We start from the raw sequence: 19,714 nt of genomic DNA, 5'->3' as shown, positions 1-19,714 counted from the left end.
GGGGAGCACCACAGGGGGAGGGAACGTGACATGAACGCCTCAGTGGACAATGATTTGTCACCGCGTCGCCACACATCATGGCATTGCCTTTTTTTTCGCCTATCATCACAGCGACATGAGCAATTGTGCTCTTTTCGACCCCTTACGGATGCACATGGCCCGCCGTCTTTCCCGCCTGTATGCCATCATGCCGCTGACGCTGGCCTATGCCCTGCCGCCCTGCCCTGGTGGCGCGTGGGCACAGGCAGGCGTGGCCACGCCGCCTGCTGCCACATCGCCTGGCACCATATCGTCTGGCACCACATCGCCTGGCGCATCACCCACCGCATCGCCATTCGCCCCGGCCATGCCCCCGGTGGTCTCGTCCGGTCCCCTGACGTTCGCGCCACTGGTGCGGCTGGTGGGCCCGGCGGTCGTCAATATCGCCGTGACGCAGGACGTGCATGGCCAGCGCAACGGGCAACGCGTACTGCCAAGTGTGCGCGGCACCCCGTTCGAGCATAAATTCCGCGAACGCATGCGCTCCCACGGGGAGGAGATGCTGGGCGCGGGATCGGGATTCGTGATCGACCCGGACGGGGTCATTGTCACCAACACGCATGTCGTGGGCGATGCCGACCATATTACCGTCTCACTCGCCAACGGGACCGAACTGCCCGCCCACCTGATCGGCAGTGACGACCTGACGGACATCGCCGTCATCAAGGTCCAGCCACCACATCCCCTGCCCTTCGTCCGGTGGGGCGATAGCAGGCTGGTCAATATCGGTGACTGGATCATGGCGGCGGGCAACCCGTTCGGGCTGGGCTCGTCGGTGACGGCGGGCATCGTTTCCGCCCGGGGACGCGATATCGGCACCAGTCCGTTCGATGATTTCCTTCAGCTTGACGCCCCGATCAATCCCGGCAATTCCGGCGGCCCGTCCTTTAACCTGAGCGGACAGGTGGTCGCGCTGAATACGGCCATCGTCTCCCCCACGGGCGGGTCGGTGGGGATTGGTTTTGGCATCCCGTCGGAAATCGTCGCCCCGATTGTCGAAGAACTGCGTCGCAACGGGCATATTGATCGCGGCTGGCTTGGCGTGACACTGACCGATGGGGGCGACACCCATGTGACGGGGGTGGAAATCGTGGGCATCGACCATGGTGGCCCGGCGATGAAGGCGGGGCTTCATATCGGCGATTACATCACCGCCGTAAATGATGAACCCATCGACAGTTCACGCATGCTGATCCGTTCCGTCGCGGCAAAGCGCCCGGCCTCTACCGTCATGCTGCATATCCGCCGCCGCCATGAAACATTGAGCATCCCGGCCAATGTCGGTTTCCGCCCCGACGACACGGATGACTGATGCGCGGGACGGTTCGGGCTATCCCCGCCTATCCCACCGAGGGAATGAGGGCGGGAGGGGTTTCAAGCATCTGCTTGAGCTGCACCAGCGGATCGGATGCCGGCCTGCCGCCGTCATGAATGCTGACCCTGACATCTGGCGCGCGCGGCACGCCGGGGGGATCATCCATGACCGATATGCCCGGCGGCAATTCCCCCACCATGCGAAAGCTTACCCCCAGCCCGGCCCGCACGGCCGCCCATAGGGCCGCGACACTGCGCCCGGTAAAGACGATCCGCCAGGGAATGCCGGCCGCCTCCAGCCGATCAATCGCCCCCTGCCGGAAACGGCATGGGGCCGGCAGGACCACCAGGTCAACCATCTCCATCCTTTTGAAACACAGGCCGTCCCCCCCGATCCAACGCTGTGGCAACGTGCGCCAGGGTAGGGCATCCGCACGGCCATCCCCCCCAAAGGTCAGCACAAGATCCAGCACGCCACGATCCAGCGCATCGAGCAGGGCACCGGCCCGATCGACGCTTGCCTCAAGCAGAACCTGCGGATATGCGCGCCGGAACAGCGCCAGGGTTTCGGGAAGCCATGTCTCGGCAAAATCCCCAACCACGCCCAGCCGCGCCTGCCCCGCCAGCGCGTGCCCACGCAATGCGGCCATGGCCTCGTCATTCAACGCCAGCAGGCGACGGGCATAGGCAAGCAATGTCTCCCCCGCCGGTGTCAGCACAAGCCGACGCCCATGACGCCGCACCAGTGGCTGCCCGACCTGGCATTCAAGCTTACGCAGTTGCTGGCTGACGGCGGATTGCGAGCGGTTCAGGAGTTCGGCTGCACGGTTGAAACCGCCATATTCCTGCGCCGCGACAAAGCTGCGCAGGCAGTCGAGGTCAAAATGCGTGGGCATGGACACTTTCGTTTTCCTGAACTGAAACTTCAGAACAAGTCGTTATTCAAAACCATCGCTAGGCCCTAGGGATCATTACGGTCAAGGCGCGAACAACCGGGACCATCATGCGACATCATTTATGAAGGCATTCCAGACCATGATAAAATCCGTATTCCTACCGGCGGTACTGGTCATGTTCTCCGGCAGCGCGGCTCTGGCCGCCTCGCCCCTTATGGGCACATGGACCCTGACCAAAGCGGATACGCTTTACCCGGATGGGCATCGTGTCCACGGTTTTGGCGATCCCCCGCAGGGGCGGATGATGGTGGACGCCAGCGGACATTACATGATCGAGATTTATCATCCGGCAGCAACACCGTTTGCATCTGGCACCAAGGCAACCGGTACACCGGCCGAATTCCGCGATGCCATGCTGCGCAACAGCGTGCATTACGGCACCGTCACGCTTGATCCCGCGTCCCATCACATCGTGTTTGATGTCGAACGCTCGGTCTTCCCGAACTGGGAGGGACAGCGGCAGTTACGCGATTACACCCTGAACGGCACCCTGCTGAGCTATCAGGTGCCTGCATCGGCCACAGGGGACAGGACCATTGCGATTTCGGAATGGAAACGCCTGCCGGAGTGAGCCGAGGGGAAAATGCGGGCCTGCGCCGTGGCATCTGGGGCAGACACCTCATGCAGGCCCGCATCGAAGTGGCACGACCGGATGACGAATCGCAGGACATCGCGCTGTGGCGATCGTGCAATCTCGTGACGCAGCCCAATGATCCAGGGATGGATTTCCGGTTCGCACTGCCAGTGCGCCATGTCTTGCGTTCTGGTTTCAGGGGATGCCACAGGACAGGTCTTCGGAAGCGTCAGGGTCGGCCATGGCGGCAACCGGGACTGGCGCTCCTCCGTGGCCGCAACAGCGGAAGGGGGCGAAGGCATCGGGCACGCGGTGGGTGAGGCCGGCGCACACTGGCTGCGCGCACCATGTGCCCGGGGGGCAGATCATGCTTCGCCCTCCCAACCATGCCCATTGCCCCCTTTTATGCACATATCGGCCATGAAGGCATGTCACGTGTCCCCATGGGCAAATGGCGCCTGCCGCCGCGCTGATCTGGCAACGGCGTCAGCAACACGCGTGCTGGTCCCCCTGTCCACGGTCCATGGTCCATGCACCAACGTCCCGAACGAACAGAAACAGGACAGGACAGGACAGGACAGCAACAGATAAAGGGCGGGCGCGCCCCTTAACGCCATGGCCACCACTGCACATGTAACATCGGTAATGTCCGCACGTCGCATCGGCTCTGGCCTTGTCGCGCGACGGGCGTAGAATGACATTCGAACTGCCGATCAGTGAGGTAATGTGCATATTCTTGTGGTGGAAGACGATCCGACGGTTCGCAATTTCGTGGCCAAGGGCCTGCGCGAGGCAGGACACCTGACCGAACTGACCGATAACGGCAAGGACGGCCTGTTCCTTGCGGTGAGCGAGAAATTCGACCTTATCATCCTTGACCGTATGCTGCCGGGCGGGATTGACGGCCTGCGCCTGCTGGAGACGATCCGCGCGCAGAACAACGCGACCCCCGTGCTGCTGCTGTCCGCGCTGGCGGATGTGGATGACCGCGTGCAGGGGCTGAAGGCAGGGGGCGACGATTACGTGACCAAGCCCTTTGCCTTCAGCGAACTCCTGGCGCGGGTAGAGGCGCTGGGACGGCGCGGACGCACCGAACAGGCGCCACAGACCAAGCTGGTGGTGGCGGATCTGGAAATCGACCTGCTGTCACGCACCGTTCGCCGTGCGGGGCAGAAGATCGACCTGCAACCACGTGAATTCCGGCTGCTGGAATACCTGACCCGCCATGCGGGACAGGTGGTGACGCGCACCATGCTGCTCGAAGGGGTGTGGGATTACCATTTCGACCCGCAGACCAACGTGATCGACGTCCATGTCTCGCGCCTGCGACAGAAGGTGGACAAGCCATTTGGCATGCCGCTGATCCATACCATCCGCAATGCGGGATACATGCTGCGTGCGGAATGACGTCCCCACCGGCAGAGGACGGCACCATACACGGCAGCACAACGCGCAATGGCCCAACGCGTGAAGGACCTGCCCCTGCATGAAGGCGCGCCGCGCAGGCCACGGCTGCGTGCGCTGCGTTCCGCCAGCCTGCGCTTTTCACTGGCGTACGGGGTGCTGTTTGCGTTGTCGTCCATCCTGTTCATGCTGTTCATCTGGTGGGGGACGATCGGCTTCCTTGAACGTCAGGTCGAAACGGCAATCAATGCCGATGCCCGCGCCCTTGTCGATCGCTGGGTTCTGGGCGGGGTACCAACCCTTGCCCTGACGATCGAGGACCGGCTGGAACAGAACCTCGACGATGACGCGGTGTATATGGTGATCGACCCGGAGGGGAATTACCTTGCGGGCAACGTCTCCACCTGGCCGGCAAAGGTGCAGTACACCGATCGGTGGTATTCCCTGCCCGATACGCGCGCGGGCCTGCGGGGATTGGCCGAAATCCATGCCTATCGCCTGCCGGGCACGGAACTCACCCATACGGCGGGCCAACTGGACAGCGGCTATCGCCTGCTGGTGGGGCGCGACATGCGCGCACGCTCCATCCTGCGGCGGTTGCTGACCGATTCCCTGCTGTGGGCGTGGATCATGGTCACGCTGCTTGCCGTCAGCGGCGCGATGCTGGTGCATCGCATCTTCCGCCGCATGGTCAAGACCGTGGCACGCACGACATCGGCCATCGCCCATGGCGACCTGAACCGCCGCATGCCGCTGGTGGGCAATGGGGACGAGATGGACCAGGTGGCCGAGGCCATCAATGAGATGCTTGACCGGATCGTACGCCTGATGGATGGCGTGCGCGAAGTCTCCAACTCCATCGCCCATGACCTGCGCACCCCCATCACCCGCGCCCGCACACAGTTGGAGGACGCAGCCCTGCATGCGCAGGATGCCGACGAACTGCGGGCTGCGATCGAACGCGCGGTCGGCAACCTCGACAACATCACCGCCGTGTTCGAAGCCCTGTTGCGGATCGCACAGATTGAAACCGGCGCGCGTCGCTCCGCCTTTGCCACGTTCGACCTGCGCCCCGTCCTGTTCGATGTCGCAGAGCTGTACGAAGCGGTGGCGGAGGATCATGGAATCCGCCTCGCACTCGACATGGATGACGTGCTGCCCTTTTATGGCGACCGTTCCCTGATCCAGCAGGCTGTGGCGAACCTGTTGGACAACGCCATCAAGTTTTCGCCCGAACATTCGACCGTACACCTTGCCGCACGGCTTTCCCCCCTTGTCGCACGACGCACCGTCACCCCCGCCGGGGGGGCGATGCTGACGGTGGAAATACGTGACGAAGGCATCGGCATGACAGACGAAGACATGGCGCGCGCAACCGAACGTTTCTTTCGCGCGGAAAAGGCACGCAACACGCCGGGGTCGGGCCTCGGGCTCGCCATGGTACGTGCCATCGTGCAGTTGCATGGCGGGGATATCCACCTTGCGACACATAATCCCGGCCTGTCGGTACGTCTGCACCTGCCGGTGGCGTCCTCCGCCCTGGCGGAATATGGATATGATCCGTTCGATGAGGACATGCCAGACATGACGCGAACTTCACAATTCTCCCATCAGCACGACACCAACAGTAGCGTATTATAGCATCATGAACATGCAACCGGTCACGGTCCCTGCCTTCCTTGTGATGAGCCTGTGCCTGTGTGGCCATTCGTGGCCCGTCGCGGCAGCGGATACCGTCACCGAGGCCACCGCCCCCCATGGCAACGTGGACCGGCCGGTTATCATCACCAGCGACACCCCTGCATTCTGCAACCGTCTGATCGGCATCATCGACGCCTATGGCCCCGGCCTGCCACATGACATCGACGACCTGCGCACGCAGGGTGCGGACCTGTGCCGGGAGGGCCGGGTACGTTCCGGCATCATCCGGCTGCGTCGCGCGCTGGTGGAACTGAAGGAGACCACGCATTCATGATCCCCGCCCCGATGCGCACACGCGCCCGTCCGGCCCGCCATATGCTGCGCGGCGCGCCGATTCTTCTCTCCCTCCTTGTCGGGACTGCCACAATGGCCGGTATCACATACGCCCATGCCGCCGATGGGGACGCCACGGCGGCTGACACCACCATGACCAAGCTGATGCTGTCGGCCACAGGCACCGTCCATGCGCCGCCCGATGAACTGACCGCCGTCTTTTTCGCCGAAGCCTCCGCCCCCACAGCCGCCGCGGCACAGGGACAGGTCAACACGCAGGTGGAAAAGGCAATGGCCAGCGCGCATGGCGTGACGGGCCTGACGGTCAGTGCGGAATCCTATACCGTGCGCCATCAGGAGGCCGATACCCGTAACAACCACCCGGCATTGTGGATTGCCCGGCAGAGCATCCGCATCACCGCAGCCGATGGCAAGATCCTGCTGCCGCTGCTGGGACGTATCCAGTCGGATAATCTGGCCCTGTCACGGCTGGACTGGTCCCTGTCCCGTCCGCATCGCACTGCCCTGCTGCAACAGGCGGAAGGGCTTGCGCTGCATGAACTGCAACAACGTGCGCAGGCGGCTGCGACGGCGCTGGGCCTGAAGGTCACACGTATCGAGTCGGTCAACCTGAATGACCAGGAAATGCCCCACCCGATGCCCATGATGGTAATGGCCGCACGCGCGGCCAGTGCCGACATGTCCGCCCCACAGGCCCCCGTCGCAGATCAGGATGTCACCGCACAGGCGGATGCGACCTTTATCCTGCATCCATGATGCGGTTATCCGCCAAGCGGCCCTGCCAATAGAAATAATTATCCCGGAGATGTCACCTATGGGGGATGTCACCTATGTTCAAGAAGGTGACATCCCCCGCAAGCCCTTTGAACCAAAGCCCTGATCAGGAAACATGCACGATTTCAGTGCATTATGTTTCCCAACCCGTCGGGGCGGCACACATATCAAAAAGCCCGGGCCACATCATGTGACCCGGGCTTTCGGATATATGGTCAGGCGGTTGCCACTGCGTATCAACGCGGGGCAAGCACCATGATCATCTGGCGATTTTCGAGCTTGGGCATATGCTCGACCTTCGCGATTTCATCCATTTCGCTGCGCACGCGCTCCAGCACCTTGATGCCCAGATCCTGATGCGCCATTTCGCGGCCACGAAAACGCAACGTGACCTTGACCTTGTCGCCTTCGCCGATAAAGGATTTCATCGCCCGCATCTTCACCTGGTAGTCATTTTCGTCGATATTCGGACGAACCTTGACTTCCTTGATTTCGATGACTTTCTGCTTCTTGCGGGCTTCGTTGCGCTTCTTCTGCTGCTCGTACTTGAACTTCCCGTAATCGAGAATTTTCGCGACGGGCGGCTCGGCGTTCGGGCTGATTTCCAGCAGGTCGAGACCAGACGCATAGGCGCGCGCAAGGGCATCACGCATCGGCATGATTCCCAGCATTTCGCCATCAGCATCGATCAGGCGGACCTGCGGAACGCGTATCTCCTCATTGACACGGGGCCCCTCTCGGTTCGGCGGAGTGGGCATCGGGGGTCTGGCTATGGTCATCTCCTGTGACTGTGCATTCAGATATCGTCGCGGCGGCCACCGGCCCCACGCCGAAACGCGCCCGACCCCGGACGACATGACGGCGCGAAATCACGCGGACGCTGCTGATGTGGCAATATGTGGCGCAAACACAAGGGCCAGATCAAGTCCCGTGTGCAATAACCCTGACGGGGCCAGCCATGCATGCACCGCAAGCAGACCCCAGCCAGACGCAACCGATGGGCAATTTCAGGTCATCGCCGCATGAAACAGAATGAAAAATTTCGGATGAAGCCCTGTCCAGAAAGCTTCAAATACTGCTGCCTTTTTTAAAAAAAGGCAGCAGCCGGAAATTTTTATCTGTTTTTTATCAGCACCTTGTTCAATCAGGACCGCCGCAGGTCCGGCGGGGTTGCTTCATGCGCAAGAGCCGTGACCGCCTCGTCCAACGACACGATTTCCTGCACCTTGCCCCCCAGGCGACGCAGGGCGACAGTCCGTTCCTCCGCCTCCTTGCGTCCCACCACAAGGATGACGGGCACACGCGCAAGACTATGTTCACGAATCTTGGCGTTGATCTTTTCATTACGCACGTCGGCTTCCACCACGACCCCCGCCGCCTGCAGCTTCTCCACCACTTCGCGGGCATAGGGTTCGGCATCCGTCACGATGGATGCAACGACGACCTGCACCGGTGCCAGCCACATCGGAAAACGCCCCGCATGCTGCTCGATCAGGATGCCAAGGAAACGTTCGAACGACCCAAGGATCGCACGATGCAACATGACGGGACGATGGCGGGCGCTGTCCTCCCCGACATAGGTGGCATCAAGGCGTTCGGGCATCACGTAATCAACCTGCAACGTGCCGCATTGCCAGTCGCGGCCGATGGCGTCACGCAGCACGAATTCCAGCTTCGGGCCATAAAATGCCCCCTCGCCGGGATTATGCTCGTATTCGACACCCGCCATGTGACACGCCTCTTTCAGCGCGTTTTCTGAACGGTCCCATGTATCGTCGCTGCCTGCGCGCTGCTCCGGGCGGTCAGCGAATTTCACGCGGAAATGCTCGAACCCAAGGTCCTGGTACACGGCCGAGAGCATACGCACGAAACGCGCCGTCTCATCCGCGATCTGTTCTTCGGTGCAGAAGATATGCGCATCATCCTGCGTGAAGCCACGCACGCGCATGATACCGTGCAGCGCGCCGGAGGGCTCATACCGATGGCAGGCGCCGAATTCCGCCATACGCAGCGGCAGTTCGCGATAGGAACGCAGCCCGTGGCGAAAGATCTGCACATGACATGGGCAGTTCATCGGCTTGAGCGCGAGGGTCTTGTCCTCGTCCTCCACCGTGGCGATGAACATGTGCTGGCGGTATTTGTCCCAGTGACCCGATGCTTCCCACAGGCCACGATCGACCAGTTGCGGGGTGCGCACCTCCTGATACCCGTTCCGGGTCTGCGCGCGGCGCATGTAATCCTGCAGGACAGAATACAGGCGCCACCCCTTGGGATGCCAGAAGATCTGGCCCACGGCTTCTTCCTGGATATGGAACAGGCCCATTTCACGCCCGATACGGCGGTGGTCACGCCGTTCCGCTTCCTCAAGCTGGTGGATATGTGCGTCAAGTTCCTTCTGGTCGCGCCACGCGGTCCCGTAAATGCGCGTCAGCATGGGATTGCGATGATCGCCCCGCCAGTATGCCCCGGCCACCTTCATCAGGCGGAACGCCTTGCCGATGTCGCCCGTGCCGCGCAGATGCGGACCACGGCACAGATCCAGCCATTCCCCCTGCCGGTAGATGGAGATTTCCTCATCCTCGGGCAGATCACGGATCAGTTCGGCCTTGAACCGCTCGCCCCGCTCCTCAAAGAAACGGATCGCCTCTTCACGCGGCCAGGTTTCACGTGTGAAGGGGGCATTGGCGTCTACGATCTCGCGCATGCGGGCTTCGATGCGGGGGAAGTCCTCGGGCGTGAAGGGCTCGTTACGATAAAAATCGTAATAGAAGCCATTTTCGATCGACGGGCCGATCGTCACCTGCGTTCCCGGCCACAGCGACTGCACCGCCTCGGCCAGCACATGGGCGGCATCATGGCGGATCATCTCCAGCGACTCGGCGTCCTTGCGGGTGACGAAACGCACATGGGCGTCGTGGTCGATTTCGCGGCCGATATCCATCAGGTGGCCGTCCACCTCCATGGCAAGCGCCGCACGGGCAAGGCCCGCGCCAATGGACTGCGCCACCGTAGTGCCCGTCACCGCCCCGTCAAAGCGGCGTACGGATCCGTCAGGCAGGGTGATGGCAGGCATGTTCTGGTGCTCCGATAAAAATGTGTCACGCTGTAATGGCGTCAGCGGAGCGCGGCTGCAACCCTGTCAATGTGTAATGTGGCCAGATCCTGCGCCCACAGTGCCCGTACCTGCCCCGGCGTACGCCCCAATGGCGCGCTGAGTGCCGGATCACCCGCGCGCGAAAACAGCACGACACTTGGTGTTCCCATCACCGCGGCAAGGTGCATCGGCCCGGTATCGTTCCCCACCGCGGCCACGGCGCGCGCCGCCACCCCGCCAAGGTCCAGCAGCGACGTCCGCCCCGTCACGTCCACTGTCGCATCGCACGCGGCGACAATGGTGGCGGCAAGCGGCGCATCGGCGCGCGAACCGATGACAACCGGGCGCAGCCCCCCCGCCCACAGCCGTGTGGCAAGCCCTGCGAACCGTTCCACGGGCCAGCGTTTGACCGGATGCGCCGCCGACGTACCCGGCACCAGCAGCACATATGGCCCCGGCAGGCGCGGCCCGTATCCCGACAACCACGAAATATCGGCGTCTGGCACCTCCGCAATGCCCGCGCGACGCAGCTGGTCGCGCTGGCGGGCGCGGTTGTGCATGGCCTTGCGCTGCGGGTTGTCATGGGGTGCCTGTGCCCCGGGCGCGATGCCCGACCATGCGCGATGTCCCGACAGGTGGAAATAACGCGTGGTACGACCCGACGTCTGCAGGTCATAAATGAAATCATATTGCCGCAGCAGCGCACGCATCGCCATGACCGCCCGCAGGTTGCGCCACGGCGCGCGGGCATCGACGCGGACATCGTCGAACCATGGCGACGCCCGCGCCAGTTCAACAAAGGGCGCGGTCGTCAGCAATGTCACGCTGTCATGGCGATGATGGTCGCGAATGGCGGCGAAAGGAGCAAAGGACTGGGCAAAATCACCCAGCGCACCCAGCCGGATGACAAGGATGCGCCGCATGTGACCTCCAGGGGCTGTGTCAAACATGATCTTGATAACATAGTGAAAAATGGCAGGCGGTCAGGGTGCGGCACCTTTCAGACAGATCAGGGGAGAGATTTTAAATACCCACTGATCAACATAAGAATTCACACCAATACCAAATTGGATACTCCCAGATTATCAGGCCAGCACCTTTCGCAAAGCGTCCTTTTGCCTTCCTGCGCCGTTACCGCCCCCTCAGGGAGCAGCGGGATCGGCCTCCAGCAACGAAAGGTCCTGCCGCGCAAGGTCCGCTTCATGCGAATCGGGGGCAAGCGCGATCACCTGTTGCCAGTCGGCGCGGGCGTCCTCCATCCGGCCCTGACGTTCGTGCAGGATGCCGCATTCCAGTTCGGCGGCCACATTATGCGGCGACAGTTGAAGGGCGGCGGCAATATCTGTGACGGCAAGGTCGATATGACCCAGCGCACGATTGGCGGCGGCCCGCGTCACCAGCGCATCCACCCGCAAGGCCGTGTCCCCCGGCAGAGGCGTCAGGTCGGCAACCGCCTGCTGCGCCATGCCCATATCCACGCAAAGACGGGCATGGATCACCCGCAGCGTCATGTCATGCGGGTCCAGCCACAGCCCGTATGTCGCACTGTCAAGCGCCTGGCGTGGGCTGTCATTGGCCTGCCATGCCCGCGCGGCCTCTTCCGCCACATGGGCGCGATGGCGCAGGGATTCGGGCGTATCGTGCGGCCCGGCCTGTGTTCCATCCTGTATCCCGGCCTGTGTCCCGGCCTGTTGCCCCCCGCCCACCACTCCGGCGGGCTGTGGCGTGGTGTCGCCCGGCGATGCGGTAACGGCGCGCGACGGGACGGATGGGGACGGAACGGGGGGTGACGGCGGGTGCCGGGATGGGGCCACCCATCCCTGTGGCCAATGGGCGACACGCGACAGCCGATCCAGGGTGGCCGCAGCATCCCCCACATCACCAAGCGCCATGTCTGCCAAGGCCCCGCAATATTCAGCCTCCGCCCCGCCCCCATGGTCCTGCCAGTCGTCGGCATAATCGCGGGTGCCATCAGGGTCATCGGCCAATTGCGCCTGGCAGGCGGCAAAGGAAAAATTCCGCGCCGCCCCGTTCCCCATCCCGGCAGTCGTACGGGCAGTCGTACGGACAGGCGTGCCGGGGGCAACCGTATGAAGGGAAACCTGACCCGGACGCGGGGCATTGGGGGCAGAGGCTTCGGCCGCATCGGCCCCCACGACGGTCGCGCGCGCGCTTCCCCCCGCCGACTCCAGCGCCACAGCAACCATGCCCACCTGCATGGCACGCATGCACAACACCATCCACCGCCCCGTAACGGCACCGCACGGCGCCCGATGCAATGCGGAACTCCGGGGGCCGGCGTGCGGAAACATGCATGCAAAAGCTATCATAATGGTTCCTTCGTCGCCCCCTGCCCCGCCAAGGTCAAGTACCCTGACGCCATGATAGCCCCCCCACGTTGCAACAGACGGTGCAGAACTGTCACTTACGTGATACACATTCCGAAATGGAATTCGTGACCACCCGCCCAGTCATTCTCCAGGTCCTGCCCGCGCTTGAATCAGGCGGCATAGAGCAGGGCACCATCGAAATGGCCGAGGCCATCACACAGGCGGGCGGCACCGCACTGGTGGCAAGCGCGGGCGGGCGCCTGATCCCCCGCCTGCGCTATGTCGGGGCAACCCCGGTCCATCTGGACCTGAGGCCGAAAAACCCGCTTTCCATCCTGCGCAACTCCCTGCGCCTTGCGCAGATCATACGCGAATATTCCGTCAACCTCGTGCATGCGCGTTCACGCGCGCCCGCCTGGGCCGCCGCCTCCGCATGCCGTCGCACCGGTGTGCCGCTGGTGACGACGTGGCATGGCGTCTATGGCAACACCATCCCCGGCAAACGCCGCTATAACGCGGTCATGGCGTCGGGACGGCGGGTCATCGCCGTCAGCGACTACATCGCGCAGCGCCTGCGCACGGAATACCGGGTGGGTGACGACCGGCTGCGCCTGATCCCGCGCGGGGCGGATGTTGCGCGATTCGACCCGCATGGCGTGCGTGGCAACCGGGTGCAGAACCTGCTGGATCAGTGGGACCTGCCTGAACATGCCGCCATCATCGTATTGCCGGGCCGGATTACGGCGTGGAAGGGGCAGATGCTGCTGCTGGACGCGCTGGCGCGGATGGAACGCACGGGCGGATGCGGACGGGAATGGATCTGTGTCTTTGTCGGTGATGCAAAGGAACGCGACAAACATACGCAGGCCCTGGTGGAAAAAACGCGCGAGGCCGGGTTGCGCGAACGGGTGCGCTTTACCGGGCACTGCGCGGACATGCCGGCGGTCATGATGCTGGCGGACCTTGTGGTCGTGCCGTCGCTGCGGCCCGAACCCTTCGGCCGTGTGGTGGTGGAGGCGCAGGCCATGGGCCGCCCGGTTGTTGTGGCCGCCCATGGCGCCGCGCTGGAAACGGTGGAAGACGGGGTTACGGGCTTCACCTTCCCCCCCGGCGACGCCGCCGCCCTGGCGGAGGCGGTGCGCGCCGCATTGTGCATGACGCCGGAACAGCACGCCATGATGGCGACACAGGCACGCGCGAATGTCATGGCGCATTACACCAGCCAGGGCATGCAGTACGCGACCCTCGGGGTCTATGATGAACTGCTGAATACCCATCTGGCCGAGACATTCCTTTACAATACCGGGCACATGGCGCCCGATCATGAACTGGAACAGCAGGCGTCCTGACCTTCCCCGCGCCACGGGCATGACAGGATGCCGCGACAGCCTGACACGCCAGCCCCCCCTGCGGCATTGATCTGTCGCATCGTCGTTGGTGAAGATGACGCAGCCTCCCCCACACGACATATGGCGTATGCGCTGGGGGGATTTCCAATGCGCAAGGCAATTGAAATTCTTGTGCAAGGACTTCATGGATACACCATGCAAGCGGATCGGATAAAATCCGCACATCATGACAAACAGGAATTTCGGGGCCTCAAAATGAGCGATACACTTTCTGTCCAGACGGAGGCCCCGACACGGGACCAGGCCACAACCGCACCGGTCCCCCCCGCCACCCCACAGCCAGACCTGCGCACCGTCGATGCGGACCCCGATTTCTGGTACCCCGTCGCATGGTCATCACAGGTGCGCCGGGGCAAGACGTTCGGCGTGCGTTACGCGGGCGTGCCCATCGTGCTGGTCCGTCCCGAGGAAGGCAGCGTCTTTGCCCTGTATGACCGCTGCCCCCACCGGCAGGTGCCCCTGAGCAAGGGCACCGTCAACGGACAGACCGTGCGCTGCTGCTATCACGGATGGGCGTTCGGGCGCTCTGGCCGGTGCATCGACGTGCCTTATCTTGGCAAGGGCAAGCTGCCGAACGGGGTGCGCACCTATCCCTGCCGGGAGGCGGGTGGCCTTGTATTCATCTTCCCCGGCGACCCGGCCAAGGCAGACACCGTCCCCTTTCCCAAGCTGGGCAGCGTGGACGATCCGGCCTTCAAGACCAAGCGGTTCAGCCCGCGCGTGAACTGCCATTACACGTTCATGCATGAAAACCTGATGGACATGAACCACCAGTTCCTGCACCGCCGCCAGATGGGCCAGATCAAGGCGCGTTTCCTGGGGCAGGACAAAGGCGAAAACTTTATCGAGGCACGCTACAGCTTCATGCGCAGCGCGGGTCAGCAGCCACTGGCCGAACGGCTGATCTTTGGCAAGCACAAGGACCTCAAGGGCGCGGAACAGCCGGTTGAGGAGGTCGTGACCATCCGCACGACATATCCGTACCAGACATTGCAGATCCACGATAAGGACGGCGACCTGATCATGGATCTGTGGACGGCCTATGTCCCGGTGGACAAGGACCAGCGCGTTACACAGAGTTTCGGGCTGCTGGCGGTGCTGCGCCCCCAGACGCCGCTGCTCATCGACCTGATCTGGCCCGCGCTGGGCTGGTTCACCAACCGCATCTTCCTTGAGGACAAGGACATCGTGGAGATGGAGCAGCAGGCATGGAACGAACAGGGCGGCGACCGTAACGTGGAAATCTTCCCCGTGGTCAAGGCACTGCGTGAACTGCTGGCACGCAGCGGCGTTCCCGCGGGCAAGGGAATGCCCGACACCACGAATCCTGCCCCCACCAGCGCGGCCTGATCCCGGCGACGCCGCACGTTCCCACCCCACCGCGCACCAGCCCGGCGCACGGTGGGGCCTGACATGAGTGATGCCAGCATGACCGACGCGCCCCCCCCGCCCGAAAGGGCCAGAGCCGAAAGCGCACGCGCCGAGGCCGCACGCCGCGCCCGCCAGCAGCGCGAGGCCCAGGCCCTGCGCGACAACCTGCGCCGTCGCAAGCAGCAGACCCGTGCGCGCACCACGCCCATCGCCGCATCCGCTGTCCTGCCGGACGGCGGCGCCGCACAGGACAGCGCACACACCCCGCACGACGATACGCCGTCCACATAAAGCAGCTGCATCGACGCATAACACGATTGCACGACTCGACTGCCTTCGGTAGTGGTCGCTGCTCGCCTGCGGCGGGACACCCCGCCATGACGCACGAAGAAAGGGACCCCATGCCAATAATGCCTGATTCATGGATTCGCCGCATGGCCGTCGAATCCGGCATGATCGAACCTTTCGTCGAAAAACAGAACCGCGAGGGCGTGATTTCCTACGGTCTGTCCTCCTATGGCTATGACGCGCGGGTGGCCTCGGAATTCAAGATTTTCACCGACGTGGACAACGCGGTGGTCGATCCCAAGAATTTCGCGGAAAACAGCTTCGTCACCCGTCATGGCGAGTCGTGCACCATTCCGCCACACAGCTTCGTCCTGGCGCATACGGTGGAATATTTCCGCATACCGCGCGACACCCTTGTCGTGTGCCTTGGCAAATCCACCTATGCCCGGTGCGGCATCATCGTAAACGTGACCCCGCTGGAACCGGAATGGGAAGGGCAGGTCACGATCGAGATCAGCAACACGACCCCCCTGCCCGCGCGCATCTATGCCAATGAAGGCATCTGCCAGTTCCTGTTTTTTCAGGGCGCTTCGCCGTGCGAGGTCAGCTATGCCGACCGGGCGGGAAAATATATGGGACAGCGCGGCGTCGCCCCGCCACGGATGTAGGAGAGCAGGGCCATGGACCGTTTCATCATTCGCGGCGGGCATCGCCTGCATGGCGATATCGTCATCGGGGGCGCCAAGAATTCGGCGCTCAAGCTTCTGGTCGCGGGGCTTCTTACGTCCGAAACACTGGTGCTTTCGAACGTCCCGCGCATCGCGGACATCCGCACCATGCGCACGCTGCTGCTCCAGCACGGGGTAAAGGTGGAAGACGTGGACGGCACGGGGGCTGTCCTGTCGATCGGCGGGCAGATCACCAACACCGAAGCCCCCTATAACATTGTTTCCAAGATGCGGGCCTCGATCCTCGTGCTCGGGCCACTGCTGGCGCGCTGCGGGGAGGCGCGGGTCTCCCTGCCGGGCGGTTGTGCGATCGGGACCCGGCCGGTGGACATGCACCTCAAGGGGCTTGAAGCACTTGGCGCGCGCATCACGCTTGAAAATGGCTATATCAACGCCCACGCCCCCGAAGGGCTGACCGGCGCGCGCATCATCCTGCCGTTCGCATCGGTGGGGGCGACGGAAAACCTGCTGATGGCGTCGTGCCTGGCAAAGGGGCGCACCGAAATCGTCAATGCCGCGCGCGAACCCGAAATCGGGGACCTTGCCGCCTGCCTCAACGCCATGGGCGCGCGCATTACCGGCGCGGGCAGCGGGACGCTGGTGATCGACGGTGTGGACGCCCTGCACGGGGCGGAATACCGCGTGATGCCTGATCGTATCGAATGCGGCACCTATGCCTGCGCCGCCGCGATCACGGGCGGGGACCTGCGCCTGATCGACGGGCGGGCCGAACATCTGGGCGCGGTCGTACGCGCGCTGGAGGAAGCTGGCGCAGAAGTGTTTCAAGAAGACGGCGCCCTGCGGGTGCGGCGCACTGGCGCGCTGCGTGGGGTGGACATCATGACCGAACCCTATCCCGGTTTCCCCACTGATATGCAGGCACAGTTCATGGCGCTGCTGTCGGTGGCAGAAGGCGCGTCGATGGTGACGGAAACGATCTTTGAAAACCGTTTCATGCATGTCCCCGAACTCAACCGCATGGGTGCGCGCATCAACGTACACGGGTCATCCGCCATCATCCGTGGCGTGCATTCCCTGTCGGGCGCGCCGGTCATGGCGACTGACCTGCGGGCGTCGTTCTCGCTCATCCTCGCGGGGCTTGCCGCGCATGGGGAGACGATCCTGAGCCGTGTCTACCACCTTGACCGTGGTTACGAAGCGGTGGAACGCAAGCTTGCGCAGTGCGGGGCACAGATCGAACGTGTCGCGGGCTGAAAACAGGTGCGAAACCGCCCGGACGGGCCGTGCAAAAGGGCTGCCGTGTGAAAAGCGCCCTTTCTGCGGGGCGGCACAATGTGGTATGCGCGCAGGCGACATGTTGCGCCTGTCACGCCTGTTGTGATTGCGGTCCGGGCGCGTTTCCTCTTGTTCGGAGAATTCAGTGACCGTCCTGACACCGGCCTCCAGCCTTGTCCCGGAAACGGACAGCCCGATGATCATCGCCCTGCCCAAGGGCCGCATCCTGAAGGCCGCGACGCCGCTGCTGAAGGCGGCGGGCATTGTGCCCGGCCCCGATTTCACCGATGACCGCAGCCGCCTGCTGCGCTTTCCCACCAATGACCCGCACCTTGACGTGGTGCGCGTGCGCTCGTTCGACGTGGCGACGTTCGTGGCCTTTGGCGGCGCACAGGTGGGGCTGTGCGGGGCCGACGTGCTGATGGAATTTGATTATCCCGAAATTTATGCGCCGCTTGACCTTGGCATCGGGGGATGCCGCATCTCCATCGCACAGCCGCGTGGCTGTGACCTGTCGGACGATCCCGCACGCTGGTCGCAGGTGCGGGTCGCAACCAAATACCCCTCCATCACGCGGCGGCATTTCGCGGCGCAGGGGATCAACGCGGATATCGTACACCTGCATGGGGCAATGGAACTTGCCCCTGTGCTGGGTCTGTCGCACCTGATCGTGGATCTGGTGGATACCGGCTCCACCCTGAAGGCCAACGGGCTGGAGGAGGTACGCACCATCGCCAACATCACCAGCCGCCTGATCGTCAACCGCACGGCGTTCAAGACACAGCCCGAACGTATCGGGGGCATCATCAACCGTTTCCGCCAGGCCCTTGCGTCCGGCACGACACAGACCGAGGGATGATTTCGGCCATGAACCGCCTTGATACCAGCAGCCCTGATTTCGATGCTGCCTTTGCCCGGCTGCTGGCGGATCGGGACAGCGACACGGCGCGTGTCGATGCCCCCGTGACGGAAATTCTGGCCGCCATACGCCGGGATGGGGATGCGGCGCTGTGTGAATTCACCCGGCGGTTCGACCGGATGGCGATAACACCCGATCGCCTGCGGATCACGGATGCGGAAATCGACGCCGCCTGCGCCGAGGTCTCGCTGTCTTTACACGCGGCACTCGACGTCGCGGCGACACGCATCGAATCCTTCCATCGTGCGCAGCTCCCCGATGACCTGCGCTATGTCGATGCGCAGGGTGTGACGCTTGGCATGCGCTGGACGCCGCTGGACGCTGTGGGGCTGTATGTACCGGGCGGAACGGCGGCCTATCCCTCCTCCGTCCTGATGAATGCCGTGCCCGCGCGTGTCGCGGGGGTGCGCAGGCTGGCGATGTGCGTGCCGACGCCCGATGGCGTGCTCAATCCGCTGGTGCTGGCCGCCGCGCGCCGTGCCGGCGTGAGCGAGATCTATCGCGTTGGTGGCGCGCAGGCGGTCGGGGCCATGGCCTATGGCACCAAGACCATCGCGCCGGTCGACCGCGTGGTCGGGCCGGGCAATGCCTATGTTGCCGAAGCCAAGCGTCAGGTGTTCGGCCGCGTGGGAATCGACAGCATCGCGGGGCCGTCCGAAATCGTGATCGTCGCGGCCGATGCCAATGACCCGCGCGCCCTCGCGCTGGACCTGCTGGCGCAGGCGGAACATGACCCCATGGCGCAGGCCGTCTTGATCACGCCCGACGCTGCACTGGCGCAGGCGGTGCAGGACGCGGTGGAGGCGGAGTTGAAGACCCTGCCCCGCGCGCAGATCGCCCGCGCAAGCTGGGACGCGCATGGCGCCATCATCACGGTACGGACCCTTGATGAGGCAGTGGAACTCGTCAACCGCATCGCGCCCGAACATCTTGAACTGGTGATGGACAACCCACAGCCGGTGTTTGACAAGGTGCGGCACGCGGGCGCGATCTTCCTTGGCCGTTACTGCCCCGAGGCGATCGGTGATTATGTCGGTGGCCCGAACCATGTCCTGCCGACAAGTTCCACCGCACGTTTTGCATCGGGACTGTCGGTATTCGACTTCCTCAAACGCACGACGTTCATTGACGCAAATGCGGACTCCCTGCGCACGATCGGCCCGGCCGCCGTGGCGCTGGCGCGGGCCGAAGGGCTGGATGCGCATGCCATGAGCGTGTCCATCCGGCTGGAGGATCTGACGCGCGGGTCGGGTAAAGCTTGACCATGGGGGAACAATCCCCAC

20 protein-coding genes are annotated in these 19,714 nt (G+C 63.5%); 13 read left to right on the top strand and 7 right to left on the bottom strand.

Going from position 1 to position 19,714, the window contains the following annotated elements; translation table 11 throughout:
* The first annotated feature begins 154 nt into the window (after nt 1-154).
* Nucleotides 155-1,351, top strand: coding sequence for a S1C family serine protease (locus tag IFJ82_RS04390; RefSeq protein WP_225578776.1), 1,197 nt, complete (start codon nt 155-157; stop codon nt 1,349-1,351).
* Nucleotides 1,352-1,379: 28 nt separating this feature from the next.
* Here IFJ82_RS04390 and IFJ82_RS04385 read toward each other — a convergent pair whose 3' ends face one another.
* Complete coding sequence (locus IFJ82_RS04385) at nt 1,380-2,249, bottom strand: LysR substrate-binding domain-containing protein (RefSeq protein ID WP_081378600.1); 870 nt, start codon at nt 2,247-2,249, stop codon at nt 1,380-1,382.
* A 139-nt stretch (nt 2,250-2,388) separates the two neighbouring features.
* Between IFJ82_RS04385 and IFJ82_RS04380 the strand changes: the two genes are divergently transcribed.
* Nucleotides 2,389-2,880, top strand: a complete 492-nt coding sequence (locus IFJ82_RS04380; RefSeq protein ID WP_159107965.1) for a lipocalin-like domain-containing protein — start codon at nt 2,389-2,391, stop codon at nt 2,878-2,880.
* Here IFJ82_RS04380 and IFJ82_RS04375 read toward each other — a convergent pair.
* Together IFJ82_RS04375 and IFJ82_RS04370 are read right to left on the bottom strand one after the other, a co-directional pair.
* Nucleotides 2,811-3,185, bottom strand: a complete 375-nt coding sequence (locus tag IFJ82_RS04375; protein ID WP_192265731.1) for a hypothetical protein — start codon at nt 3,183-3,185, stop codon at nt 2,811-2,813. The genes IFJ82_RS04380 and IFJ82_RS04375 overlap by 70 nt on opposite strands.
* Before the next feature lie 129 nt (nt 3,186-3,314).
* A complete protein-coding gene (locus tag IFJ82_RS04370) occupies nt 3,315-3,584 on the bottom strand; it encodes a hypothetical protein (RefSeq protein ID WP_192265729.1) in 270 nt (89 codons plus the stop codon).
* 25 nt (nt 3,585-3,609) lie between these two features.
* Here IFJ82_RS04370 and IFJ82_RS04365 point away from each other — a divergent pair, with 25 nt between their 5' ends.
* The 4 genes from IFJ82_RS04365 to IFJ82_RS04350 are packed head-to-tail and all read left to right on the top strand — an operon-like array spanning nt 3,610 to nt 7,038.
* A complete protein-coding gene (locus IFJ82_RS04365) occupies nt 3,610-4,290 on the top strand; it encodes a response regulator transcription factor (RefSeq protein WP_003622250.1) in 681 nt (226 codons plus the stop codon).
* Nucleotides 4,291-4,338: 48 nt separating this feature from the next.
* On the top strand, nt 4,339-5,928 hold the full coding sequence (locus IFJ82_RS04360) for a sensor histidine kinase (protein WP_003622248.1): 1,590 nt from the start codon (nt 4,339-4,341) through the stop codon (nt 5,926-5,928).
* 10 nt (nt 5,929-5,938) lie between these two features.
* A complete protein-coding gene (locus tag IFJ82_RS04355) occupies nt 5,939-6,262 on the top strand; it encodes a hypothetical protein (RefSeq protein ID WP_003622247.1) in 324 nt (107 codons plus the stop codon).
* Nucleotides 6,259-7,038, top strand: coding sequence for an SIMPL domain-containing protein (locus IFJ82_RS04350; RefSeq protein ID WP_075595617.1), 780 nt, complete (start codon nt 6,259-6,261; stop codon nt 7,036-7,038). The genes IFJ82_RS04355 and IFJ82_RS04350 overlap by 4 nt, the downstream gene beginning before the upstream one ends.
* A gap of 254 nt (nt 7,039-7,292) precedes the next feature.
* Here IFJ82_RS04350 and infC read toward each other — a convergent pair whose 3' ends face one another.
* From infC to IFJ82_RS04330, 4 genes are all read right to left on the bottom strand, one after another.
* Entirely contained in the window at nt 7,293-7,814 is a 522-nt protein-coding gene (gene infC / locus IFJ82_RS04345) for a translation initiation factor IF-3 (protein WP_003622245.1), read from the bottom strand.
* Between the two features lie 386 nt (nt 7,815-8,200).
* The gene (gene thrS, locus IFJ82_RS04340; RefSeq protein WP_192265728.1) at nt 8,201-10,129 is read right to left on the bottom strand and encodes a threonine--tRNA ligase; all 1,929 of its coding nucleotides are present in this window, start codon (nt 10,127-10,129) and stop codon (nt 8,201-8,203) included.
* A 41-nt stretch (nt 10,130-10,170) separates the two neighbouring features.
* On the bottom strand, nt 10,171-11,073 hold the full coding sequence (locus IFJ82_RS04335) for a glycosyltransferase family 9 protein (protein ID WP_192265726.1): 903 nt from the start codon (nt 11,071-11,073) through the stop codon (nt 10,171-10,173).
* A 219-nt stretch (nt 11,074-11,292) separates the two neighbouring features.
* Nucleotides 11,293-12,378, bottom strand: coding sequence for a tetratricopeptide repeat protein (locus IFJ82_RS04330; protein ID WP_225578775.1), 1,086 nt, complete (start codon nt 12,376-12,378; stop codon nt 11,293-11,295).
* 218 nt (nt 12,379-12,596) lie between these two features.
* Between IFJ82_RS04330 and IFJ82_RS04325 the strand changes: the two genes are divergently transcribed.
* The 7 genes from IFJ82_RS04325 (at nt 12,597) to hisD (ending at nt 19,693) form a co-directional block, all read left to right on the top strand.
* The gene (locus tag IFJ82_RS04325) at nt 12,597-13,829 is read left to right on the top strand and encodes a glycosyltransferase family 4 protein (RefSeq protein WP_192266329.1); all 1,233 of its coding nucleotides are present in this window, start codon (nt 12,597-12,599) and stop codon (nt 13,827-13,829) included.
* 255 nt (nt 13,830-14,084) lie between these two features.
* The gene (locus tag IFJ82_RS04320) at nt 14,085-15,239 is read left to right on the top strand and encodes an aromatic ring-hydroxylating oxygenase subunit alpha (RefSeq protein WP_080545546.1); all 1,155 of its coding nucleotides are present in this window, start codon (nt 14,085-14,087) and stop codon (nt 15,237-15,239) included.
* A gap of 63 nt (nt 15,240-15,302) precedes the next feature.
* Nucleotides 15,303-15,551, top strand: a complete 249-nt coding sequence (locus IFJ82_RS04315; protein WP_225578774.1) for a hypothetical protein — start codon at nt 15,303-15,305, stop codon at nt 15,549-15,551.
* 110 nt (nt 15,552-15,661) lie between these two features.
* Nucleotides 15,662-16,216 carry a dCTP deaminase gene (dcd, locus tag IFJ82_RS04310; protein ID WP_003622238.1) on the top strand — a complete coding sequence of 185 codons (555 nt, stop codon included), beginning with the start codon at nt 15,662-15,664 and terminating at the stop codon, nt 16,214-16,216.
* Nucleotides 16,217-16,228: 12 nt separating this feature from the next.
* Nucleotides 16,229-17,491: a UDP-N-acetylglucosamine 1-carboxyvinyltransferase gene (gene murA, locus IFJ82_RS04305; protein ID WP_075595614.1), complete on the top strand. Its 1,263-nt coding sequence runs from the start codon at nt 16,229-16,231 to the stop codon at nt 17,489-17,491.
* A 217-nt stretch (nt 17,492-17,708) separates the two neighbouring features.
* Complete coding sequence (gene hisG, locus IFJ82_RS04300; protein ID WP_040512984.1) at nt 17,709-18,371, top strand: ATP phosphoribosyltransferase; 663 nt, start codon at nt 17,709-17,711, stop codon at nt 18,369-18,371.
* Between the two features lie 8 nt (nt 18,372-18,379).
* On the top strand, nt 18,380-19,693 hold the full coding sequence (gene hisD, locus IFJ82_RS04295; RefSeq protein WP_040512981.1) for a histidinol dehydrogenase: 1,314 nt from the start codon (nt 18,380-18,382) through the stop codon (nt 19,691-19,693).
* Nucleotides 19,694-19,714 lie beyond the last annotated feature (21 nt).

Source organism: Novacetimonas hansenii (genome assembly GCF_014843995.1).
Classification (GTDB): Bacteria; Pseudomonadota; Alphaproteobacteria; order Acetobacterales; family Acetobacteraceae; genus Novacetimonas; species Novacetimonas hansenii.
This window is presented reverse-complemented; position numbering and strand designations above follow the sequence as displayed.